The sequence below is a fragment of the Flavobacterium sp. 1355 genome, assembly GCF_017833415.1.
GTDB lineage: Bacteria > Bacteroidota > Bacteroidia > Flavobacteriales > Flavobacteriaceae > Flavobacterium.
On the sequence record NZ_JAFICC010000002.1, the window covers coordinates 119,050 to 139,718 of the forward strand.

General features: G+C 34.9%; 20 protein-coding genes. 6 read left to right on the forward strand and 14 right to left on the reverse strand.

Annotated elements, in window-relative coordinates; genetic code table 11:
• Positions 1-93: 93 nt before the first annotated feature.
• From JOD96_RS02915 to JOD96_RS02975, 13 genes are all read right to left on the reverse strand, one after another.
• Entirely contained in the window at positions 94-1,290 is a 1,197-nt protein-coding gene (locus JOD96_RS02915; RefSeq protein ID WP_209562770.1) for an aminopeptidase C, read from the reverse strand.
• 218 nt (positions 1,291-1,508) lie between these two features.
• Positions 1,509-2,669: a BamA/TamA family outer membrane protein gene (locus JOD96_RS02920; RefSeq protein WP_209562771.1), complete on the reverse strand. Its 1,161-nt coding sequence runs from the start codon at positions 2,667-2,669 to the stop codon at positions 1,509-1,511.
• A 41-nt stretch (positions 2,670-2,710) separates the two neighbouring features.
• Positions 2,711-3,679, reverse strand: a complete 969-nt coding sequence (locus JOD96_RS02925; protein ID WP_209562772.1) for a transporter — start codon at positions 3,677-3,679, stop codon at positions 2,711-2,713.
• 49 nt (positions 3,680-3,728) lie between these two features.
• Positions 3,729-4,910 carry a helix-turn-helix domain-containing protein gene (locus JOD96_RS02930; RefSeq protein ID WP_209562773.1) on the reverse strand — a complete coding sequence of 394 codons (1,182 nt, stop codon included), beginning with the start codon at positions 4,908-4,910 and terminating at the stop codon, positions 3,729-3,731.
• A 104-nt stretch (positions 4,911-5,014) separates the two neighbouring features.
• Entirely contained in the window at positions 5,015-5,596 is a 582-nt protein-coding gene (locus tag JOD96_RS02935; RefSeq protein WP_209562774.1) for a DUF4136 domain-containing protein, read from the reverse strand.
• Between the two features lie 229 nt (positions 5,597-5,825).
• On the reverse strand, positions 5,826-6,656 hold the full coding sequence (locus JOD96_RS02940; RefSeq protein ID WP_209562775.1) for a hypothetical protein: 831 nt from the start codon (positions 6,654-6,656) through the stop codon (positions 5,826-5,828).
• Positions 6,657-6,750: 94 nt separating this feature from the next.
• Positions 6,751-7,761 (reverse strand): HAD family hydrolase, encoded by a 1,011-nt coding sequence (locus JOD96_RS02945; RefSeq protein WP_209562776.1) that lies wholly within the window; start codon positions 7,759-7,761, stop codon positions 6,751-6,753.
• A gap of 69 nt (positions 7,762-7,830) precedes the next feature.
• Positions 7,831-9,513, reverse strand: a complete 1,683-nt coding sequence (locus JOD96_RS02950; RefSeq protein WP_209562777.1) for an arylsulfatase — start codon at positions 9,511-9,513, stop codon at positions 7,831-7,833.
• A gap of 431 nt (positions 9,514-9,944) precedes the next feature.
• Positions 9,945-11,378, reverse strand: coding sequence for a pyruvate kinase (pyk, locus tag JOD96_RS02955; protein ID WP_209562778.1), 1,434 nt, complete (start codon positions 11,376-11,378; stop codon positions 9,945-9,947).
• 5 nt (positions 11,379-11,383) lie between these two features.
• A complete protein-coding gene (locus JOD96_RS02960; RefSeq protein WP_209562779.1) occupies positions 11,384-11,872 on the reverse strand; it encodes an IPExxxVDY family protein in 489 nt (162 codons plus the stop codon).
• Positions 11,873-11,997: 125 nt separating this feature from the next.
• On the reverse strand, positions 11,998-12,738 hold the full coding sequence (gene rnc / locus JOD96_RS02965) for a ribonuclease III (protein ID WP_209562780.1): 741 nt from the start codon (positions 12,736-12,738) through the stop codon (positions 11,998-12,000).
• An 8-nt stretch (positions 12,739-12,746) separates the two neighbouring features.
• Positions 12,747-14,000, reverse strand: a complete 1,254-nt coding sequence (gene fabF / locus JOD96_RS02970; protein ID WP_209562781.1) for a beta-ketoacyl-ACP synthase II — start codon at positions 13,998-14,000, stop codon at positions 12,747-12,749.
• 237 nt (positions 14,001-14,237) lie between these two features.
• Positions 14,238-14,474, reverse strand: coding sequence for an acyl carrier protein (locus JOD96_RS02975; RefSeq protein WP_007137004.1), 237 nt, complete (start codon positions 14,472-14,474; stop codon positions 14,238-14,240).
• Positions 14,475-14,649: 175 nt separating this feature from the next.
• Between JOD96_RS02975 and purN the strand changes: the two genes are divergently transcribed.
• Both purN and rnhA read left to right on the forward strand, forming a co-directional pair.
• The gene (purN, locus tag JOD96_RS02980) at positions 14,650-15,228 is read left to right on the forward strand and encodes a phosphoribosylglycinamide formyltransferase (RefSeq protein ID WP_209562782.1); all 579 of its coding nucleotides are present in this window, start codon (positions 14,650-14,652) and stop codon (positions 15,226-15,228) included.
• A gap of 53 nt (positions 15,229-15,281) precedes the next feature.
• On the forward strand, positions 15,282-15,761 hold the full coding sequence (gene rnhA, locus JOD96_RS02985) for a ribonuclease HI (RefSeq protein ID WP_209562783.1): 480 nt from the start codon (positions 15,282-15,284) through the stop codon (positions 15,759-15,761).
• Positions 15,762-15,823: 62 nt separating this feature from the next.
• On the opposite strand, the gene JOD96_RS02990 is transcribed toward rnhA, so the two are convergent.
• The gene (locus JOD96_RS02990; protein ID WP_209562784.1) at positions 15,824-16,171 is read right to left on the reverse strand and encodes a DUF6249 domain-containing protein; all 348 of its coding nucleotides are present in this window, start codon (positions 16,169-16,171) and stop codon (positions 15,824-15,826) included.
• 283 nt (positions 16,172-16,454) lie between these two features.
• Between JOD96_RS02990 and JOD96_RS02995 the strand changes: the two genes are divergently transcribed.
• From JOD96_RS02995 to JOD96_RS03010, 4 genes are all read left to right on the forward strand, one after another.
• Positions 16,455-17,042: an RNA polymerase sigma factor gene (locus tag JOD96_RS02995; protein ID WP_209562785.1), complete on the forward strand. Its 588-nt coding sequence runs from the start codon at positions 16,455-16,457 to the stop codon at positions 17,040-17,042.
• Positions 17,026-17,421 carry a hypothetical protein gene (locus JOD96_RS03000; RefSeq protein WP_209562786.1) on the forward strand — a complete coding sequence of 132 codons (396 nt, stop codon included), beginning with the start codon at positions 17,026-17,028 and terminating at the stop codon, positions 17,419-17,421. Before JOD96_RS02995 ends, JOD96_RS03000 begins: the two co-directional genes overlap by 17 nt.
• 239 nt (positions 17,422-17,660) lie before the next feature.
• On the forward strand, positions 17,661-18,584 hold the full coding sequence (locus JOD96_RS03005) for a PfkB family carbohydrate kinase (RefSeq protein ID WP_209562787.1): 924 nt from the start codon (positions 17,661-17,663) through the stop codon (positions 18,582-18,584).
• Positions 18,585-18,664: 80 nt separating this feature from the next.
• Complete coding sequence (locus tag JOD96_RS03010; protein ID WP_209562788.1) at positions 18,665-20,563, forward strand: amidophosphoribosyltransferase; 1,899 nt, start codon at positions 18,665-18,667, stop codon at positions 20,561-20,563.
• Positions 20,564-20,669 lie beyond the last annotated feature (106 nt).

The following is a 20,669-nucleotide window of genomic DNA, read 5'->3' on the forward strand; positions in this document are numbered from 1 at the left end:
TAGTCTTTTTTTTGCTCCAACATTTATACAAATGAAACGTACTTTCAATTATTACCTGTGAGAAAAATTGTATTTTTTTTTAATCAGACAAAACTAAACCCCCAACTTCTTGGCAATCTCAGTAGGAATTCCCCCTTTGTTCACCATTAAAGCAGTAGTTTTATATTTCACAAAATTTTTGGTTACAAACAAGAAACCTTTGTAGTCGTTTGTTTCTCCCCAAGAATTTTTTACGATATAATATTCTCTTCCGGTTTGATCTTTTGCAAGACCAATAATGTGCATTCCGTGGTCGTCTGTTGTCGTGTAGTTGTCAAACGCAGCCTGGCGCATTTCGGCAGTAATTTCAGGTTCCGGTTTTGGTCCGTTAAACATGTCTGCTTTTTCTTCGGCTGTCATGTCGTCGAATTTTTTTGTTGGTACATAAGCCACACCATTTTTCCAGCTAAAGCTTTTTTCGCTTACATCTGTTGCCCACGCTACAGTGTATCCTTTTTTAAGAGCATTGTCAATAACATCGGTCATATCGTTTACCTTTACGTTATACACCTGATCAAACGACCAGTTGTCCGGTACCATCATTGTGGTTTTTTGATAATATGGAGCCGTTGTAAAAGATGACATTTCGATATAATCGTCAGGATTGATTCCCACTATTTCTTTGGCAAAAGATTGTGGTGTATAGTTTTTTCCTTTGTAGTTGAAATTTTCAGGCACAGTTCCTAAATAAGAATCAATAACGGCAGCATAGGCTTTTTGCCAGTTTGGTGTTAGTTCTCCGTTTGGATTTTTTACTACTGCAGCCAAAACGCCTTCGATAAGCGCTGCCATTTCGCCAAATTTATTTTTATCAGTTCCGTAGTTTAATCCTGTGTAAACTTCTCTTGGCACGGTTCCGTATTTCTTGTACATATTGATTACGTCATGCAATGCACCTCCGTCACCCAAAGTAACCGCGCCATGCATGCGAACATAGTTAATGCCTTTTTCTACATAAACATTTCTAGCCGAATATATTTGAGACAATTCTACAGGCTGTTTTCCTAAACGAATCATTTCTGATTCTAAGAATGAGTTTGTAGAATAACTCCAGCAAGTACCCGAAGAACCTTGTGCTTTTACCGAAGTTGTTCCTAAATTGATCTGTTCTGTGAATTTAAAGTTTTCTTTACTTTTATCACTTGCATTTAGTTTTAGTGAGTTTACTAAAACGTCTTGTGCAAAACAGCTTGTTGCCCCTACGAAAAATACCGAAGCTGCAAGTACCGATTTGAATGAAAATGTATTCATAATAGATGTTTAAGGTTTTGATAAATTAGTCTCTTACATTTCTAATTTGTTACAAAACAATTAAATTTTGTGTAATTTGTTGCTATTCTGCGGTTAATTTTTTCATAATCTTTTTATTAAGCTGTAAAAGATTACAAATTATGCAAAACTCAAATTTCCTAAGAATCAAAAATCCCGACAAAATAATCTGCCGGGATTTTCATAAAAACTAACTTGCATTATCTCATCCAATTGCTGCCAAAAACAATATAATATGCCCAGTCTTCGGGGCCTTTTGCAACATCTACTCCCATACGGAGTTTAAATTTTCGCGCTAATAAATACCTGAAGCCTGTACCATAACTATATACTACCGGTTTAGAAAAGGCTTTATCCCAATCGTCAAAAGCTCTTGCCAGACCTCCGTAGCCCATAATGCTCCATCTTCTGTAAAAATCCCATCGCAATTCTGCTTCTGTCACAATGCTGGTTTTTCCCTGATATCTTGCAGCAGGGATTCCTCTTAAATTAATTCCGGGTAATAAATAAAATGGCGGTTTGCCAAAAGATTGTTCTCCTTCTATTCTGAGTCCGCCGATTAATTTTTTAGTCAAAGGATAATAGCCAATCGCAGAGAGGTTTACACGCCATGCATCATAATCACTGCCAATTGCATCGTCTGACCAAAAGAAATCCGACTGCAGCCTGATTCCTTTATCGGGTGTAAAAATATTATCGCGCCCGTCAAACTGAATAGCGCCACCAAACTGGCTAATAGTACTTTTGATGTCTTTGGGCTGCACAAAAGGAGGCGGAAGATCTAAACTGGGCAAATTTATCTTTGAGTTTAAAAAAAGATATTGTGGTCCGGCGCTCCACTTTGCATTTCTAAATTGCTTAAGCCATTGCGTGTAGAAAATAGTCGATTTAAAATTGAGTTTAAATTCCTGATCGTTTCCCGTTGGCAGATTATTGGTATAAAAAGACAAATTCATATCGCCATAGCCCGCCATGACACGATAAAGTATTCTTGATTTTATTAAGCTACTGGAACGAAATGCTCCTGTCATCCAGCTTTTATTGCCGGTATACATTCCTATTGCTCCGGTTATATCGGGATTTATAAAACGTTTTTTGCCGTTTTCATCGACAACAGGTGCGTGTTTTTTTAGAAAAACGGGTACAATTGCACCTCCAATTCCGCCTAAGGCCGGTTCTGTTATAACGGTTGGAACTACAATAAAACCGTGTGCATAAATAATATAATCGCTCAAATCGAATGCACCGTCTAGAGAATCTTTTACGCTAATATGTGGTTTCTGTGCAAAACCACTACTCGAAACGAATAAAAATACAAGGCTAAAAAAAAGACGATTATATTTGTTTCCTGTGTTTGTCATAGCAAAGAATCTAAAGGTTACTTAAAAGAAAGCAGTACTGCTTATTCTTTTTTTGTACTAAAAATATGGGCCAGGGTAACGAAGAAAGTATTTCCCTGAAACCGGTTTACGGCATCAATCTCCCCTAACCAGCGTAAACCAATAGTAGATTTAGATTTTAAGTGCAGAAAATTTACCTCAGCTCCCAATGCGGCGACATGGTCTTTCTCGCCTTGCCAGACAATGGGCCCAATAGGAATTTTGTCATTGGTCACTTTGTATTGCAGGTAATAAATTAACCCTGCATTTAGAATAGATACGGGAGCCGTTTTTTCGGCATTCAAAAAGTAAAATGTTTTTCCCAATCCGCCTTCAAAACTTAGGATGTCTCCTGTTTTTATATCGGTATCTTTCTTTTTTCCGTTGATTTCATAAGAGGCCATAGTTGCAAAATGAAAAGTCTTTTTGTCATTAAAAAATAATGTTGTTCCCACCGAAAACTCATTCATAAACATGCCTAAACCGCTGTTGTCCGTGGCGCCTGCTTTGTATTTTCCTGTTGGAAGATAGATTTGGTAACTAAAGACAAAATCTGCCCGCTTTTTATGCCAGCCCAATTGTACCGGAACTAAGTAAGTGTCTGTAAAAGCAAGTGAACCGTCAATGTTTACATTATTGCCTTCAATCTTATTAGAAGCTACTGCAAACAAAGCTGTTGCCCCGTAGTTGGCGCCCAATATTTTGAAATCACTTACCCAGGAAACTCCCGCTCCTGTAACAAACATATTAATATCGGGGTTTCTGACAGCTATATCTCCGTTACTGTCCCGCAGGGTAGAAGCGCCGTAAAAATATCCCGGAACATACACCACAAGGGTATTTTCGGGACTTTGTGTTCCGGCCTGCAAACCCATTCCGCCAAGAATGTGACCACCCTTAAGCTGTGCATTGGCCAAAAAAGAAACGAACAAAAGCAATAAGGAACTTATCGAATTTATTACGTGTCTATGCTGCTTACATTTAGTTTTCATAATTTATATATTTAAATTAATGTAAAAAAAATTGTTTCTTGCCTTGTGTTTAGCCGGATGATTTTAAATAAAAAACAGGCGCTTTGTCAGAATCCAGCCTAATGGTCTTAAAGTATTCTGACGGCGATTTTCCGGTATGCTTAATAAAGGCTCTAAAGCAGGTAGTACGTGATTTAAATCCAGATCCCCAGGCCATGCCTTCGAGCGATAAATCCTTCCATTCAGGATCATTTATTTTGTGTTTGAAGTATTCGATTCTTTTTAGGTTTACATAATCCTGAAAATGCAGATTAAATTCTGAATTAATTAAATTTGAAAGCTGATGTATTGATATACCGGTCTCTTCGGACAAGTCCCGTATGACAAAATCTTTTTTAAGGAAAAGCTTTTTTGTACAAAAGATAGTATCCAGTTTTAAGAGGTATTCCTGTCTTTTTTCTGTAGTAACTTCTTTTATTAGCGATAAATCTTTGATTTCATCTATTTGTGCCAGTAAAGGCTGGTCTGTTTTTACATCTGAATTTTCGTGGTTATCAATAAAAATCTGAGGTTTAAAATAAAGCCATCCAACGGTGAAAATCAATACGGAAGAAATCAGAATGTAACTCGAAAAGTCCATATTTCTAACATTATTTACCAAAAAATAATGTACAAAGAGAGCCGAAAATAAAAATAATATTACCAGATTATAAATCCTGAGCCAGCCGATAATTTTTGTTTTTTGAGCTTTTATGTGCCCTTCTTTTTTTAGATTATAATTCAGGAGCATCATGGTCTGACAAAAAGCATAAACAAGCCAAATAGTAAGATTTAGCATCGTAAAAGGGTTTTTTACTTTTGATGAAATATAATCAACAAATTTTATGTCTGTTACATTTGCCATCCATACTACAATCGTTAAACATAGATAGATCATAAAAGGCAAAAAATGCAGCCAATCGTATTTTCTAAACCTTTCGCCGACAAACAAAACATTTCTAACGTATAAGAAAGAACATGGGGCCACTAAAAAAATAAAGGCTTTGGTAATGATGAATAAATCCGGAAAGTTTTTAAAGGCATTGGCAGTCAGATAAAAATTGTAAATACTTACCACAGCCAGACTAAACAGAAAAAGTCCCAAAAAAAAACTTTTTGAAAAATTTTTCCTTGAAAAAAGGATCATGAAAGAAGTCGCAAAACCAATAAGTGTCGCTATAAAAAAGAAAAGCGAAAGTACTATATCGATCATAATTTTAAACTTAAATTATAATTGTTTGAGGAAATTCGTAGAAGAAGTACAATCTAGGGCTGTATTTATCCTGATTAGATAAGCACAGCTACTTAAAGTCAGAGCTATTTTTTTACTGCACCCGGCGGAAAACCTTCCATGATTTTCTTAATTGCACCGGCAATAAATTCTTCAGGGTTATCTGGTTTGCTGTCAATCTGAGAATTTCCTATTCCCTGCCATACCAATTTTTGAGTTTTAGCAGAAACAATATCAATCACCAGAGAACCATCAACATAATCATAAGTATTAAATGTTGTAGATCCGCCGCCCATCATTGCACCGCCGCCCCAATATCCGTATGGGCGGTACATCCCGCCATATCCATAAAAATTGGTGTCGGCAGTGACTGATTGTTTGTTTTTTAAGATTGATACTGCATTTACTTTCAGATCAGGATTTGATGCCGACTCTGTAAAACCTTTTGCGATCATTTCTGAACGAATAGCATTTGTAACCCGATCAACATTTAATTGGTTTACCTGGCCTTCCTGAGCCTTTAAATCATAAACAGCAAAGGTTTTGTATTCGCTAAAATTGGCAGAATGATCATAATCAGTTGTCACTTTTACAGTTGGTGAGCAACTATATAATAAAACCAATAAAAATGTTGGTATAAAACGAAAGTTTGTTCTTTTAGTATTCATTGTGTGATATTTAAATTAATGATTAAAGTAGTCTAAGGTGAATTTTAAATCTTAACTAAATTCTGAATGAAATGGCGAATAGGGAAGAATGGCTACAAGTATGCATATAAAATATTGCAAAACAAGTAATTACAATAACTCAAAGATATAATATTTTCTGTAAAACAGATATCAAATAAGTAATTTTTCTTACATTATTTTTTTAATATATATTTTCTTCTATATCACATCATTTTGAAGGGAAGACAAAAGCGAGGACAGCTCTTAGTCCCCAATCGGGTTTCATTTCATGCGGACCCACTACCGGAATTAACGGCATTATGGCAAACTGCACTACCTGATCTCCTAATTTGGTAACTGCCCCAATGGATGGGTTTATTGTTATCATAGTGGTATTTCCTTCCCAGTTTTGAGTAATCTCTGCGTTTACTCCTAAGCTTGCTCCGCTTTTATAACTATGTGAAAGAAATATTTGAGTATAAAAACTATTAAAATCAGCACGATCTTCATTTCCTGCTACAGACCAAATCTGATTGGCTATAAAACCCACCGAAAGTCCTTTTCCCTGATGCATGACCAATACACTTGGCCCTACTCCAAATTTTTCTGTTCCTAAAACTTTTTCTGTAGCGGTAGGCACCAAAAAAGCGGGTCCGAATCCTAAAATAATTCCCTTTGTTTTAGGAGCAAAAAAAGCGGTTACAGTGGCATCGCTCAGTCCAAATTCGTGTGTGTTTTCGCCTGTAATATCTCTTTGATCTACTACCGGAAGAATGTAACGTGTTATTAAGTTTAGGTTTTCAGTTAATTTAAAAGGAATAACAGGCTGTATGTTTACAGTATATTTTGATCCGTTAAAAGCACCTATACCATAATTGAGGTTGTTTTGTAAAGGCACACTTATAAGGCTTGCTACAGGATTGGCCAATTTGTCTGCTAATTCCTGTGCACTGGCTCCGGCTTTTGCAGGCTCTTCCTGCGCACAAACTGAAAAACCAATAAGAAAATAAACCAAACTGAATAAGAATTTGACGGTTTTATAAGGACTGTTCTGTTTCATAAGGTTTGAATTAAAAATTATTCTTTTTCGAAAATCAAAATGAAACAATTTTTACAATCAAAAATTGTTTCATCTCAACCCTAACTAATTCAAATTATTTTGGAAATATTGTTTTCCAATCATCTTTTATACTGACTACATGATATTTGTATTTGGCAGCGGTGCTTAAGGACAAATTGTCTTTTTCCTGATAACTGTATTCTCTGATCGAATCGTTGTGGTTTACAATCATTTGAAAAGAAGGATATTTGCTGCCAGAAGAATATCTTAGCATGGCAAGGTCACCGGCTCCGCCTTCGTTTCCGCAGGCAAAAACAGGACGCTGCCCAATATGCAGCTGTATGCCAATTGGTTTTCCTGCTTTATCATCCAAAAGATCTAAAGCAGGTTCTCTTTTAATGGTATTGGTGGCATCATCAAATTTGTATTTAAAAGACGTTCCAACAACTTGTTCTTTTGGAATACCATAAAAATCAGCAGAAATTGCCCTAACCAATTCGATTGTTCCTCCGGTTACAATGAAAGTTTTGAAACCATTTGCCCGCAAATAATCTAAAAGTTCCAATTGTGGCTGATACCTAATTTGTTTTAAGGGAACATTTTTACCGGGATATTGCGCAGCTGCAAAAAACTCTTCGGTCGATTTTTCAAATTCATCTTCGGTCATGCCCGTATGTGTTGCAGCTACCAATTCGATTAATGCTTTATCGCCTCCTTTTGCAAAAAAAGTTTTGTCTTTTTCAATAACAGCTTTAAAAGGCTGTTTTTGTGCCAAAGCCGGGTTGGCTTCTACCATTTTTTTTACACGATAAAAAGCAAATAATTCCTGAACATACGGTTTTTCTGCCCATAGCGTTCCATCATTGTCAAAAGTGGCAATTCTGTTTTCTTTTGGAATAAAATCCGGACTTCCTTCTTTAGTAACTTTTTCAACATAAGCGATGATATCGCTTTTGATTGTTCCGTCATTCCAGCTTGGCAGCGGATCACCATTTATAGCAACCGTTGTACTGTCTTTTTGGCTTACCTCTGTAGTATTTTCAGCTCTTTTGCAAGAAATAAGTAAGAATAAAAATAGAGGCAATATATATATTTTCTTATACATAGCATTGATTTTTAAGCTTTAGAAAAGCTTGAGTTATGGGGTAACTCAAGCTTTATTCTAAGTACTATTTTATTTTTTCTTGTTTGCTTTTGCATTTGCATCATCAACACTTTGTTTATCCTGAGGCATTATGTTTTTCTCAATAAATGCTTTCGCTTTAATTTGCATCAATTTCTGGTCAAGAATAGTTGTTGGGTTAAAACTTGGCGGTATTGAGCGTGGTGGGTATTTATCAAATGTTTCAGCAAACACAAAAACCTGCTCCATAACACCATACATTGCAGGAACATGATTAAGGTTCCAGTCCCAATACGTATTTGATGTAATATCGGCTCTTTCAAAAGGATCCTGCATGATATTAAATATTTTTTGAAGACGAAGTTTAACAAAAGGTTCTGCCCAAACTTGCATTGTTCCTGGTGCACGCTGTTCAGCAAAAACATATTTATAATCACCTTGTCGTAATGCTACTAGTAATCCATCATCATCAGAATAGAAGAATTTATCTCTTACACTTTTTCCTGTTCCTCGAAGCAAAGCCGATTGATCAAATCCATCTAAATGAACATTATAACTTTTTCCATTAGCAGAATAACCTGATAATAATTTTTTTGTTAGATCTGGCTCTCCTGCAATTGAAGCCAATGTTGGCATCCAGTCATTATGGCTCATTAATTCGTTTGTAATTTGATTTGGCTTGATTACACCCGGCCAGCGCACCATACATGGAACACGGAAAGCACCTTCCCAGTTCGTGTTTTTCTCAGATCTGAAAGGAGTCATTGCTCCGTCTGGCCATGTATTCATGTGTGGTCCATTATCTGTAGAATAAACTACAATAGTATTGTCTGCAATACCCAGATCATCTAAGGTTTTTAATAAATCTCCAACAGTCAAATCATGCTCGATCATACCATCAATATATTCGCTGTCTCCATGTGTGTATTTACCTCTGTGTTCTGGTCTTACGTGGGTACGCAAGTGCATACGGGTACCATTCCACCAACAGAAAAATGGTTTTCCTGCGGCATGCTGTCTTTTAATAAAATCTATAGCGGCTGCAGATGTTTCGTCATCTATAGTCTCCATTCTTTTTTTAGTAAGAGGCCCGGTATCTTCGATTCTTTGTTTTCCAATTTTTCCAAAACGGGCGTCCGGTACACTGCCATCATCAGCATTTGTTGCCGTACATTTTAAAACTCCTCTTGGTCCGAATTTTTTTATGTACGACGGGTCTTTTGGGTAATCCGGTAATTCTGGTTCTTCTTCTGCATTTAAGTGGTACAGATTTCCAAAAAATTCATCAAATCCATTTACTGTTGGCAAACTTTCATTACGGTCTCCAACGTGATTTTTACCAAATTGGCCAGTAACATATCCGAGACTTTTCATAACACCCCCAATAGTAGGGTCTAATTGACTCATGCCCATAGGAGCGCCAGGAAAACCAACTTTTGTTAATCCGCTTCGAATACCGTGCTGACCGGTTAAAAATGCTGCACGTCCTGCAGTACAGCTTTGTTCACCATAGTATTGTAAAAATCGCAATCCTTCATTTCCAATACGATCAATATTGGGCGTCATATATCCCATTAATCCATCACTATAGGCGCTAACATTGGTTGTACCAATATCATCCCCCCATATAATAAGAATGTTAGGTTTTTTATTGTTTTGAGCTTTCACCTGAATAATTGTGAAGCATACTAATGCAAAAAGCATTATGGCATTTCGAATGTTACTTTGTTTCATGGCAGTAAGATTTATTTAATAAATTCATTTATGTAATGGTTTTCATGTAAAATCGAATTATGCTTTTCTCTCTGAAATCAGGCAGAAAATAATCTGTATTAAAACAATATGATAGAATTTAGATGTCAGTAACTAAGGATTTTAGTAAACAACTATTTTTTAACTTTTTATTAAGTGTCTCAAAATTAAATAATAAAAGTGCGAAGTATCTTATTTTTAAGGCTGTACATTGTTGCAAATTATAACTTGCAACATAAAAAGGTTTATTTGCTACAAGATGCTGTATTTTATAATTTCAAAAAAAGTCTTTTGAATTTTGTAAAGCGAAAAATGAAAAAGCTTAAACAAAACCTTTTGAGTATTATAAAAGCAAAAAAGCCATCCGATATATCGGATGGCTTTTAGATTGATTGCGGATCTTTTTACAGAAACTATTCTATTTCAGAAACTCTCATGGTGTTTACCATTCCTTTGTCTTTAATTGGCATTGCTGCAAGGTTGATTAAGTAATCTCCTTTTTGCGCATATCCTTTTTCTACAGCAATTTTATTTACATCTGTTACTGTATCATCTGTACTGCTTTCATTATCATAGTAAAATGATTTTACTCCCCATAACAAATTCAGCTGCGTTAAGATTCTTCTGTTTGAAGTAAATACTAAAATATGTCCCGAAGATGGTCTCCAAGCCGAAATTTGAAAAGCTGTATAACCACTATTTGTTAGTGTACAGATTGCTTTTGCTTTAATTTCATTTGCCAATAAAGCGGCCTGATGACAAATTGTTTTTGTAATAAAACGTTTTGTTTTAATCTGTGGTGTATTTTGTGGAACCTGGATTAGCGGAGAATCTTCAACAGCTTCACAAATTTGCGTCATTTTCTGGATTACCTGTACCGGATAATTTCCTGTAGCTGTTTCTCCAGATAACATTACAGCATCTGCACCATCCATTACCGAATTTGCAACGTCATTTACTTCTGCTCTTGTTGGAGTTAAACTTGTAATCATTGTTTCCATCATTTGTGTTGCAACGATAACGGGAATTCTTGCCGTTTTTGCTCTGCGGATCAAGTCTTTTTGAACCAATGGAACTTCGTGTGCAGGAAGTTCAACTCCCAAATCTCCACGAGCTACCATTAAACCATCGCAATATGCTACAATTTTATCCATGTTCACAAGAGCTTCCGGCATTTCAATTTTAGCAATGATTGGAATTTTATATTCTGAATGCTTAGCAATTAATTCTTGCAAGTCTTGTAAATCGCGAGGTGTTTTTACAAAAGAAAGTGCGATCCAGTCTACTTTTTGCTCGATTGCAAAAATAGCATCGGCAATATCTTTTTCAGTTAAAGCTGGTAAAGAAATTTTAGTGTTTGGTAAATTAACCCCTTTTTTAGATTTTAATTCTCCTCCCTGAATTACTACTGCCGTAACTTCTGTTTTTTTATCCGTTGTAAGGATTTCAAAAATCAATTTACCGTCATCAAGCAAAATACGCTCACCCGGATTCACATCATTTGGAAAATTTTGATATTTCATGAACACTTTCTGAGCTGTTCCGATAACATCTTCAGCAGTTGTAAAAGTGATAACATCACCATCGTTTACTACTGTTCCTTCTTCCATTACACCAACTCTCAGTTTTGGTCCCTGCAAATCTCCAAGGATTGCTGTAGTGTAACCAAATTCATCATTTAATCCTCTGATGATATTGATTTTTTCTTTTACTCCTTCGTAATCAGCATGCGAAAAATTGATTCTAAACACATTCACACCTGCATCGATCATATCCTTGATAATCTCTCTCGTACCACATGCAGGTCCAAGTGTGGCTACAATTTTAGTTTTTTTGTTTGTAAGCATTTTTTTTAAAAAATTAGATTGTTTTTTGATTTTATTTTGTTTGTATCAACAACATATATAGCTGCTATACTTTCTATTGCATTTAGTTGTTGTTGGATTTCTGAAAAATCAATAGCCTCATCGCTATTATCGATTTTCAGGAAATAATCTACTTTTTTGAATTCAGGAAGTAAATGAATTGTTGTAGAAACCTCACTTGTTTCATTAGAAAACAAATTCTGAAAATCATTTTTACTCACTGAAATGATTTCATTTTTATTCTGAATCAGATTCCACGAAACGGCTTTTTCAGAATCATAATAATAAAATCTCGAAAAATTTGCTTCACCTTCCTTAGTCTGAGCGTGGATCTCGTTCTTACTCTTACTGAGGTTTACTGGAAGTTTTTTATTGATAAAATAGGCCAGCCGATAATCTTCTAATGAAGTATGGATTGCCATTAAATAATAATCAATTTCGTCAAATTCATCTAAATCCAATCTATGAATAGCCATATCATGAAAAATCAAGTTGTAAATATACTATTTCTAGCGGAGCATCAATAGTTAAGATTAGCATGTTTTTGTTAATTTATAAACGAAAACGTTGTAGCTTTAACAAAGCTATGCTATTTATGTAGTTATTTCTTATCTATTTTTTCCTGAAATGCAAAATAAGCTCTTTGTGATGCTTTTTCTTCTGCCTTCTTTTTTGAAGTTGCTCTCGCTCTTGCAATTACTTTATCGTCAATACTTAATTTTACTCCAAACAAACGTTGCCCGTCAATTCCGTTATCTTCAAAAATGTCATAATGAAAGATTCTCTTTTCTTTCTGACACCATTCGATAACAAGGCTTTTATAACTAATTACTTTTCCCTCAAGCCGGGCGATATCTACATAAGGAATAATTACTCTTTTTTGAATAAACTTCTCACAAAAAGCATATCCTTTATCCAGATAAATTGCTCCAATAAGTGATTCAAAAATATTGCCATGTATATTCTCCCCAAAATGCTGAATTGGTACTTTGCTTTCTACAAAACGTACTAAATTTAGGTCTTTCCCTAATTCATTTAAATGCTCGCGGCTTACAATTTTGGAACGCATCTTAGTCAGATACCCTTCATCTCCGTTTGGTGCTTTGTTAAACAAATGCGCTGCAATAACTGCACTTAGCATTGCATCACCCAAAAACTCTAACCGTTCATAATTAATAGGATTTCCTGATTCATCCAGTTTATTGGAAGACCTGTGTGTAAATGCTTTCTTATAAAAGTCAATTGAAGCAGGCTGAAAACCAAGTATTTTCTGAATAGTGTCAAAAAAAATCCCGTCTTCTTGAGAACGGGATTTCGTAAATATTTTTTTGATAATATTCATAGACAAAATTAGTCAACTAATTTTTTAAACAATACACAAGCATTATGTCCGCCAAAACCAAAAGTGTTGCTCATGGCTACATTTACTTCTCTTTTTTGAGGCTTGTTTAATGTAAGGTTTAATGCCGGATCAATGTTTTCGTCAACAACTGTATGATTAATTGTTGGAGGAACAAGACTGTGTTGCATTGCCAGGATAGAAGCAATAGCTTCAATAGCTCCGGCAGCTCCAAGTAAATGTCCTGTCATTGATTTTGTAGAGTTGATATTGATGTTTTTTGCATGTTCACCAAAAACAGCACTAATTGCTTTTAATTCGGCTACATCTCCTAGTGGAGTAGAAGTTCCGTGAGTGTTGATATGGTCAACATCTTCAGGGTTCATTCCGGCATCTCTCAAAGTATTTTTCATTACTGCAATAACTCCAATTCCTTCCGGATGTGGTGCAGTTAAGTGATAAGCGTCAGATGACATTCCGCCTCCGCCAATTTCGCAATAAATTTTTGCTCCACGTGCTTTTGCATGTTCGTAGTCTTCAAGAACCAAAGCTCCTGCTCCTTCTCCTAATACAAAACCATCTCTGGTTGCATCAAATGGTCTTGAAGCCGTTTCCGGGCTTTCATTTCTTGTCGATAAAGCATGCATAGAACTAAAACCTCCCATACCTGCAATTGTAACTGCAGCTTCAGATCCTCCTGAAATGATTACATCACACATTCCTAAACGAATGTAGTTGAAAGCATCAATTAATGCATTTGCAGAAGATGCACATGCAGAAACTGTTGTATAGTTTGGTCCCATATAACCATTACGCATAGAGATATGTGCCGGAGCAATATCTGCAATCATTTTTGGTATAAAGAAAGGATTGAATTTTGGTGTTCCGTCTCCTTTTGCATAGTAAATTACCTCTTCCTGAAAAGTTTCCAAACCTCCAATTCCTGCTCCCCAGATAACACCCACTCTAGTTTTGTCGATATTATCATCAGTAAGTCCGGCATCTTTTATAGCTTCATCACTGGCAGCAACTGCATATTGAGCGAATTTATCTAATCTTCGGGACTCCTTACGATCCATGTAATCTTCAATGTTGAAGTTTTTTACTTCGCAGGCAAATTTCGTTTTATGCTTCTCTGTATCATAGTACGTGATTGGAGCGGCTCCGCTTACCCCATTCACAAGTGCCTCCCAATAATCCTGGATATTATTCCCGATAGGAGTAAGTGCACCTAATCCTGTTACAACAACTCGCTTTAACGTCATAAATATGTATTTTGTACTTTAAACAAATAAAACCCACGCTTTCTTAACAGTAATGTTACTTAAGAGCCATGGGCATTACAATATAAATATATCTTTTTGATTGAAAATCAATCGAAATTTAAATTTTAAAAAAATAATAACACCCGATCCTTAAAAATTACAAAGATTAAAAGTCAAATTCCAATTGGAATTTGGAATTTCAAAAATTGGTATTTTTAGAAACCGGGTGCGGTATTATTATTTTTTAGCTTCCTCGATATAAGAAATAGCTTGACCAACAGTAGCAATGTTTTCTGCTTGATCGTCTGGAATTTGGATATCAAATTCTTTTTCGAATTCCATAATAAGCTCAACAGTGTCTAATGAGTCAGCTCCCAAATCATTAGTGAAGCTTGCTTCTGTTACAACCTCGTTTTCGTCAACACCTAATTTGTCTACGATAATCGCTTTTACTCTTGATGCAATGTCTGACATAATCTTTAATTTTAGAATTTAATTTGTTGGCAAAAATAAAAAACTTTATTTTAAAACAACTATTTAGTTTATAAATGTGACACTAATTTATAAAATTAATTTCAAGAAAGCCCTTTTAATACTATTTATTTTCGATTTTTATTCCGTTTTTTGCATTCTCAAAACACACTCTATTATGAAAAAAATTGTTGTTTTTGCCTCAGGATCAGGAACTAATGCAGAAAACATTATAAAATATTTTGCGCAGACTAAAATCGCCAGTGTGGTTTCGGTTTTTACCAATAATGCTTCGGCAAAAGTGATCGAAAGAGCAAAAAATCATCAAATTCCAGTCGAAATCTTTGCAAAAAACGAACTTTTAGAAAGAAACGTACTACAAAAAATAGAAAAAATCGACCCGGATTTGATAGTTCTGGCAGGGTTTTTATTGAAATTCCCAGACAACATAATTGAAAAATATCCCAATAAAATTATCAATATCCATCCTGCACTTTTACCTAATTATGGAGGAAAAGGGATGTATGGAATGCACGTTCACAGAGCAATAATAAATAATAAAGAAAAAGAAACCGGGATTTCTATCCATTATGTAAATGAACATTATGATGAAGGCGGTATTATTTTTCAGGCCAATGTGGCGCTAACAGATGAAGATACTCCAGAAACAGTAGCCGAAAAAATTCATGAACTTGAGCAAAAACATTTTCCTGAGATTATTCATAAAATACTGGAAGATTCAAATTCAAAAATATAAATTTCAAATTCCAGTCTAAAATCCTACAAATCTAAAATCTGCAATCAAAATAAATGACTCACGAAGTACATATATATACAGACGGTGCTGCAAAAGGGAATCCGGGAAATGGCGGCTATGGCGTCGTGATGGAGCTGGTTGGTACACCACATAAAAAAGAATTTTATGAAGGCTTTCGGCTGACTACTAATAACAGAATGGAACTTTTGGCTGTTATTGTCGGCTTAGAAAAGCTCAAAAAACCAAATATGAGGGTCCTTGTAATTTCAGATTCTAAATACGTTGTAGATTCTGTTGAAAAAAAATGGGTTTTGGGATGGGAGAAAAAAGGTTTTGCAGGAAGAAAAAATGCAGATTTGTGGAAACGTTTTTTAATTGTTTATCGCAAACATCAAGTCGATTTTAAATGGATAAAAGGCCATAATAATCATCCGCAAAACGAACGCTGTGACCAACTGGCGGTTATGGCATCTATCCAGCCGAAACTTTCTGTTGACTCTTTTTATGAGACAGCCGATTCTAAATTGATATAAAAAATAACGTATCGAAAAAAGAGTTTTCGATACGTTATTAAACACTAACTTAAAATTTTTACTTATTCCTTATCTAAATCTTTTGCCGTTTTAAATCCGGTCAAAAGTCCAATACCTGCCATTATGAAGATAATTGAAGGATAAACAGCTCCATCATTCAATGCAGTGTAAGTTGTTATTAATAAAGCTATAAAAATACCAACTCCGCTTCCTATTAATAAGAAAGCCAGATTGACAACTAAGATCTTCCAAATCGGCACACCTTTTTCTTTACCCTGAAAAAAAATACTGGCATCAACTCCTTTTTCTATAAGTGCTAAACGCTCTGTGTTTCTGGTTGAATAAATAAGATAAACAATCCCGAAGATCATTAAAAAAAAACTAAGTGGTACTAAAATTCCTGCTAACATAATATTTTGTTTTAATTGATTGATACTTAATAAGACGAGATGAATTTTATTTAGGTTACAACTTTTGGGGGAAATTTCAATTTTTAAAATTTTAATTTCCAAAAACCACTGATTATCAATTAATTTTGAGATTTAAAATTCGTTATTGGAAGCAACAACCTTTGTCAAAGTTTTACACTATGAAAAAGATTGTAGAAATTACTTTCTATATAATAAAATTGAAAACTAGATTTTTTTTCCAAAAGTTGTAACCTAAATAAAGAAACCGTCGTCCTATATAAATATGAGTGCAATAAGTGATCAACATTATATCGATAAAATTCTACAGGGCGAGACCAATGCGTTTGCTGTTCTTGTGGATCGTTATAAGGATATGATTTTTTCGTTGTCACTAAAAATGGTCAGAAACAGAGAAGAAGCAGAAGAAGTTGCACAAGACACATTTATTAAAATTTTTAATTCTCTAAGCAAGTTCAAAGGTGATTCTAAATTCTCGACCTGGATTTATAAGATTGCTTATAATACATGTTTAGATCGTTTAAAAAAGAACAAAAAAGAAGACCTTAATATATCAATAGACGAATTTTCGGCACATTTAATTAAAACGATGGATAATGCTTTGAGTGCTTTAGAAGATAAGGAACGAAAACAGACCATTCAGAATTGTTTGAATTTGTTGCCGAATGACGAAAATTTCCTGCTGACTTTATTTTATTTTGAAGAGCAAAGTTTAGAAGAGATTGGAAAAATCATGAGTATTAATGCTAATAATGTGAAAGTAAAATTATTTAGGAGCCGACAAAAATTAGCCGTAATTTTGAAAAAGCAATTAGAACCAGAAATAGTAGCGTATTATGAAAGAGAGCGATAAAAATATAGAAAATCTGATTGACAAAATGATGAGCGAAAGCACCTTAGAATCGCCATCTGTTGATTTTACTTCAAAAATAATGGCTCAGGTTTTGGTGGCCGAAAAAAACAAAGTTAAAATCTATAAACCTTTAATTTCTAAAACAATCTGGGTAATTATTGGTTTTAGTTTACTTGCTTTGGCCGTTTATGCCTCTCTTTTCTCTGGAACTGAATATAATTTAGAAATAGATAAATCATATACAGAAAGATTTTCTGCTTTATTTTCGGGAATTCATTTGTCAAAAAACATTATGTATGCTGTTTTGATTGTTCCTTTTATGATTTTAATTCAGATTGGATTATTAAAGAATTATTTTGATAAGAAGTATGAGTTGTAGTTTTTTATTTATTCAATTATTACTTCAAATTTTTTAAAGCTTTTTCCAAAAATAAATCTTGCATTTTAATTCCAAAAAACATATTTTAATCCTTAAAAAGATTCAAATATAATTCTCTCATTTACAATAGTTTTAACCCCGAAAACGATATTGTTTTTTTATGAAAATTTTGAGAACCTAAACCATTGCAGGATTGTAACTTATGAAGTATCTTTGCACCCTAATTCGAAATTCATAAAATGAATAAATTATTGATTGTTGGAACGGTTGCTTTCGACGCAATTGAAACTCCTTTCGGAAAAACAGATAAAATATTAGGTGGTGCTGCGACGTACATTGGTTTATCAGCATCATTTTTTAACTTGCAATCGGCCATCGTTTCTATAGTTGGCGACGATTTTCCACAAGAACATTTAGATCTTTTGACTTCAAAAAACATTGATATCTCTGGTATCGAAATTGTAAAAGGCGGAAAAACCTTTTTCTGGAGCGGTTTATACCACAATGATTTAAACTCAAGAGATACCTTAGTTACTGAACTAAACGTTTTGGCAGATTTTCAGCCAAAAGTTCCTCAAAACTATAAAGATGCAGATGTTGTAATGTTAGGAAACTTGCATCCGTTAGTACAAAGCAGCGTTTTGGATCAAATGGAGAAAAAGCCAAAGTTAGTAGTTTTAGATACTATGAATTTTTGGATGGATTGCGCTCTTCCGGAATTATTAGATGTTATTAAACGTGTAGATGTTATTACAATCAATGATGAGGAAGCAAGACAACTTTCAGGAGAATATTCATTAGTAAAAGCTGCGGCTAAAATCCAGGAATTGGGACCAAAATATGTGGTGATCAAAAAAGGAGAACATGGCGCACTTTTATTCCACAACAGAGAAGTATTTTTTGCACCGGCTTTACCATTAGAAGATGTTTTTGATCCAACAGGAGCCGGAGACACTTTTGCAGGTGGTTTTTCAGGATTCATTGCGCAAAGCGAAAACATCTCGTTTGGCAACATGAAAAATGCAATAATTTACGGTTCAAATTTAGCTTCATTTTGTGTTGAGAAATTTGGAACCGAAAGGATGGAAACATTAAGCAAAGCAGAAGTAGCGATTCGATTACAGCAATTTAAGTCGTTAACTCAGTTTGACATAGAAATATAATGCCCGAAAGCCTCGATAACACGGGGCTTTTTTATTACGTTAATACACACAACTTACAACAACACAAATACAAAAATACAATGAGCGACGCGTTAAAACACGAATGTGGTATAGCCTTAGTTAGACTTCTTAAACCGCTTGAATATTACAAAGAAAAGTACGGGACTGCTTTTTATGGGATACAAAAAATGTATCTTATGATGGAAAAACAGCATAACCGTGGGCAGGATGGTGCAGGTTTTGCCAGTATCAAACTAGATGTAGAACCAGGGCAACGCTATATTAGCCGGGTTCGTTCGAACCATTCGCAACCTATCCAGGATGTTTTTGCCCAAATCAATGATCGTATTAACGAGGAATTGAGTGCTCATCCGGAATACGGAGATGATGTTGCGTCTCAAAAAGCAAACATTCCTTATATAGGAGAATTATTTTTAGGACACGTTCGCTACGGAACTTTCGGGAAAAACAGTATCGAAAGCGTTCATCCATTTTTACGTCAGAGTAACTGGATGCACCGTAACCTTATTTTGGCTGGTAACTTTAATATGACAAATGTTAAAGAGCTTTTTGAAAATTTGGTTGAACTTGGTCAACATCCAAAAGAAATGGCCGACACTGTTACCGTAATGGAAAAAATTGGTCATTTCTTAGATAAAGAAGTAATGCAATTGTACCAGGACTGTAAAGCAGAAGGATATTCTAAAAGAGAAGCTTCTCCAGTAATTGCAGAACGTCTGGATATTGCAAAAATATTGACCCGTTCGGCAAAAAATCTTGATGGGGGTTATGCTATGGCTGGTTTATTAGGCCATGGAGATGCTTTCGTTTTTAGAGATCCTGCAGGAATTCGTCCGGCATACTTTTATCAGGATGATGAAGTTGTGGTTGTCGCTTCTGAGCGTCCTGTTATTCAGACTGTATTTAATGTTGCTTTTGAAAAAGTTCAGGAAATCGAACCGGGAAATGCGTTGATCATTAAGAAAAACGGAAAAGTTTCGATGGAACAGATTTTGGAGCCAACAGTGAAAAAAGCATGTTCTTTTGAAAGAATTTATTTCTCGAGAGGAAGTGACGCCGAAATTTATCAGGAGCGTAAGAATTTAGGAAAATTAATTTTGCCTGCAGTTCTAAAATCTATTGACAGCGACACAGATAATACTGTATTCTCGTATATCCCAAACACAGCAGAAACTTCTTTCTACGGTTTGGTTGAAGCTGCTCAGGACTTCTTAAATCAGAGAAAAAACAATTATATCTTAGAAAACAGAAATACACTTACTACAGAAACATTACAGGAATTATTAGCTGTAAAAATTCGTACAGAGAAAGTTGCTATTAAAGATGCTAAGTTAAGAACCTTTATTACAGAAGACAGCAGCCGTGACGATTTGGTCGCTCACGTTTACGACGTTACCTACGGAGTGATTAAACCAACGGATAATCTGGTAATTATTGATGACAGTATTGTTCGTGGTACGACGTTAAAAATGAGCATCATCAAAATGATGGATCGTTTAAAACCAAAACGTATTGTAATTGTTTCTTCTGCTCCACAAATTCGTTACCCGGATTGTTATGGAATTGATATGGCTAAGCTGGAAGGCCTTGTAGCTTTTAGAGCAGCTTTGGCTTTATTAAAAGAAAGAAACTTATACCATATAGTAGACGACGTTTATGCTAAATGTAAAGCTCAGGAAAATTTTGCAGATACCGATGTTGTAAACTACGTGACGGCTATTTATGACCAGTTTACTCCTGAAGAAATTTCAGATAAAATTGCTGAAATGCTGAGTTCACCGGAAATTAATGCTGAAGTTAAAATCATCTTCCAAAGAGTAGAAGATTTACACATTGCCTGCCCTAAAAATTTGGGAGACTGGTATTTTACCGGAGATTATCCTACTCCTGGCGGAAATCGTGTGGTAAACAGAGCATTTATGAATTTTTATGAAGGTAAAGATGCGAGAGCGTATTAGAAAAATATTAACAAAAGGTTAAATTGTGCATTTCATCGGTTTTTTTTGCCGTTTATCTTAAATGTTTGGGAAAAACGAAATGCTACAATACTTTTGGGAAACCATA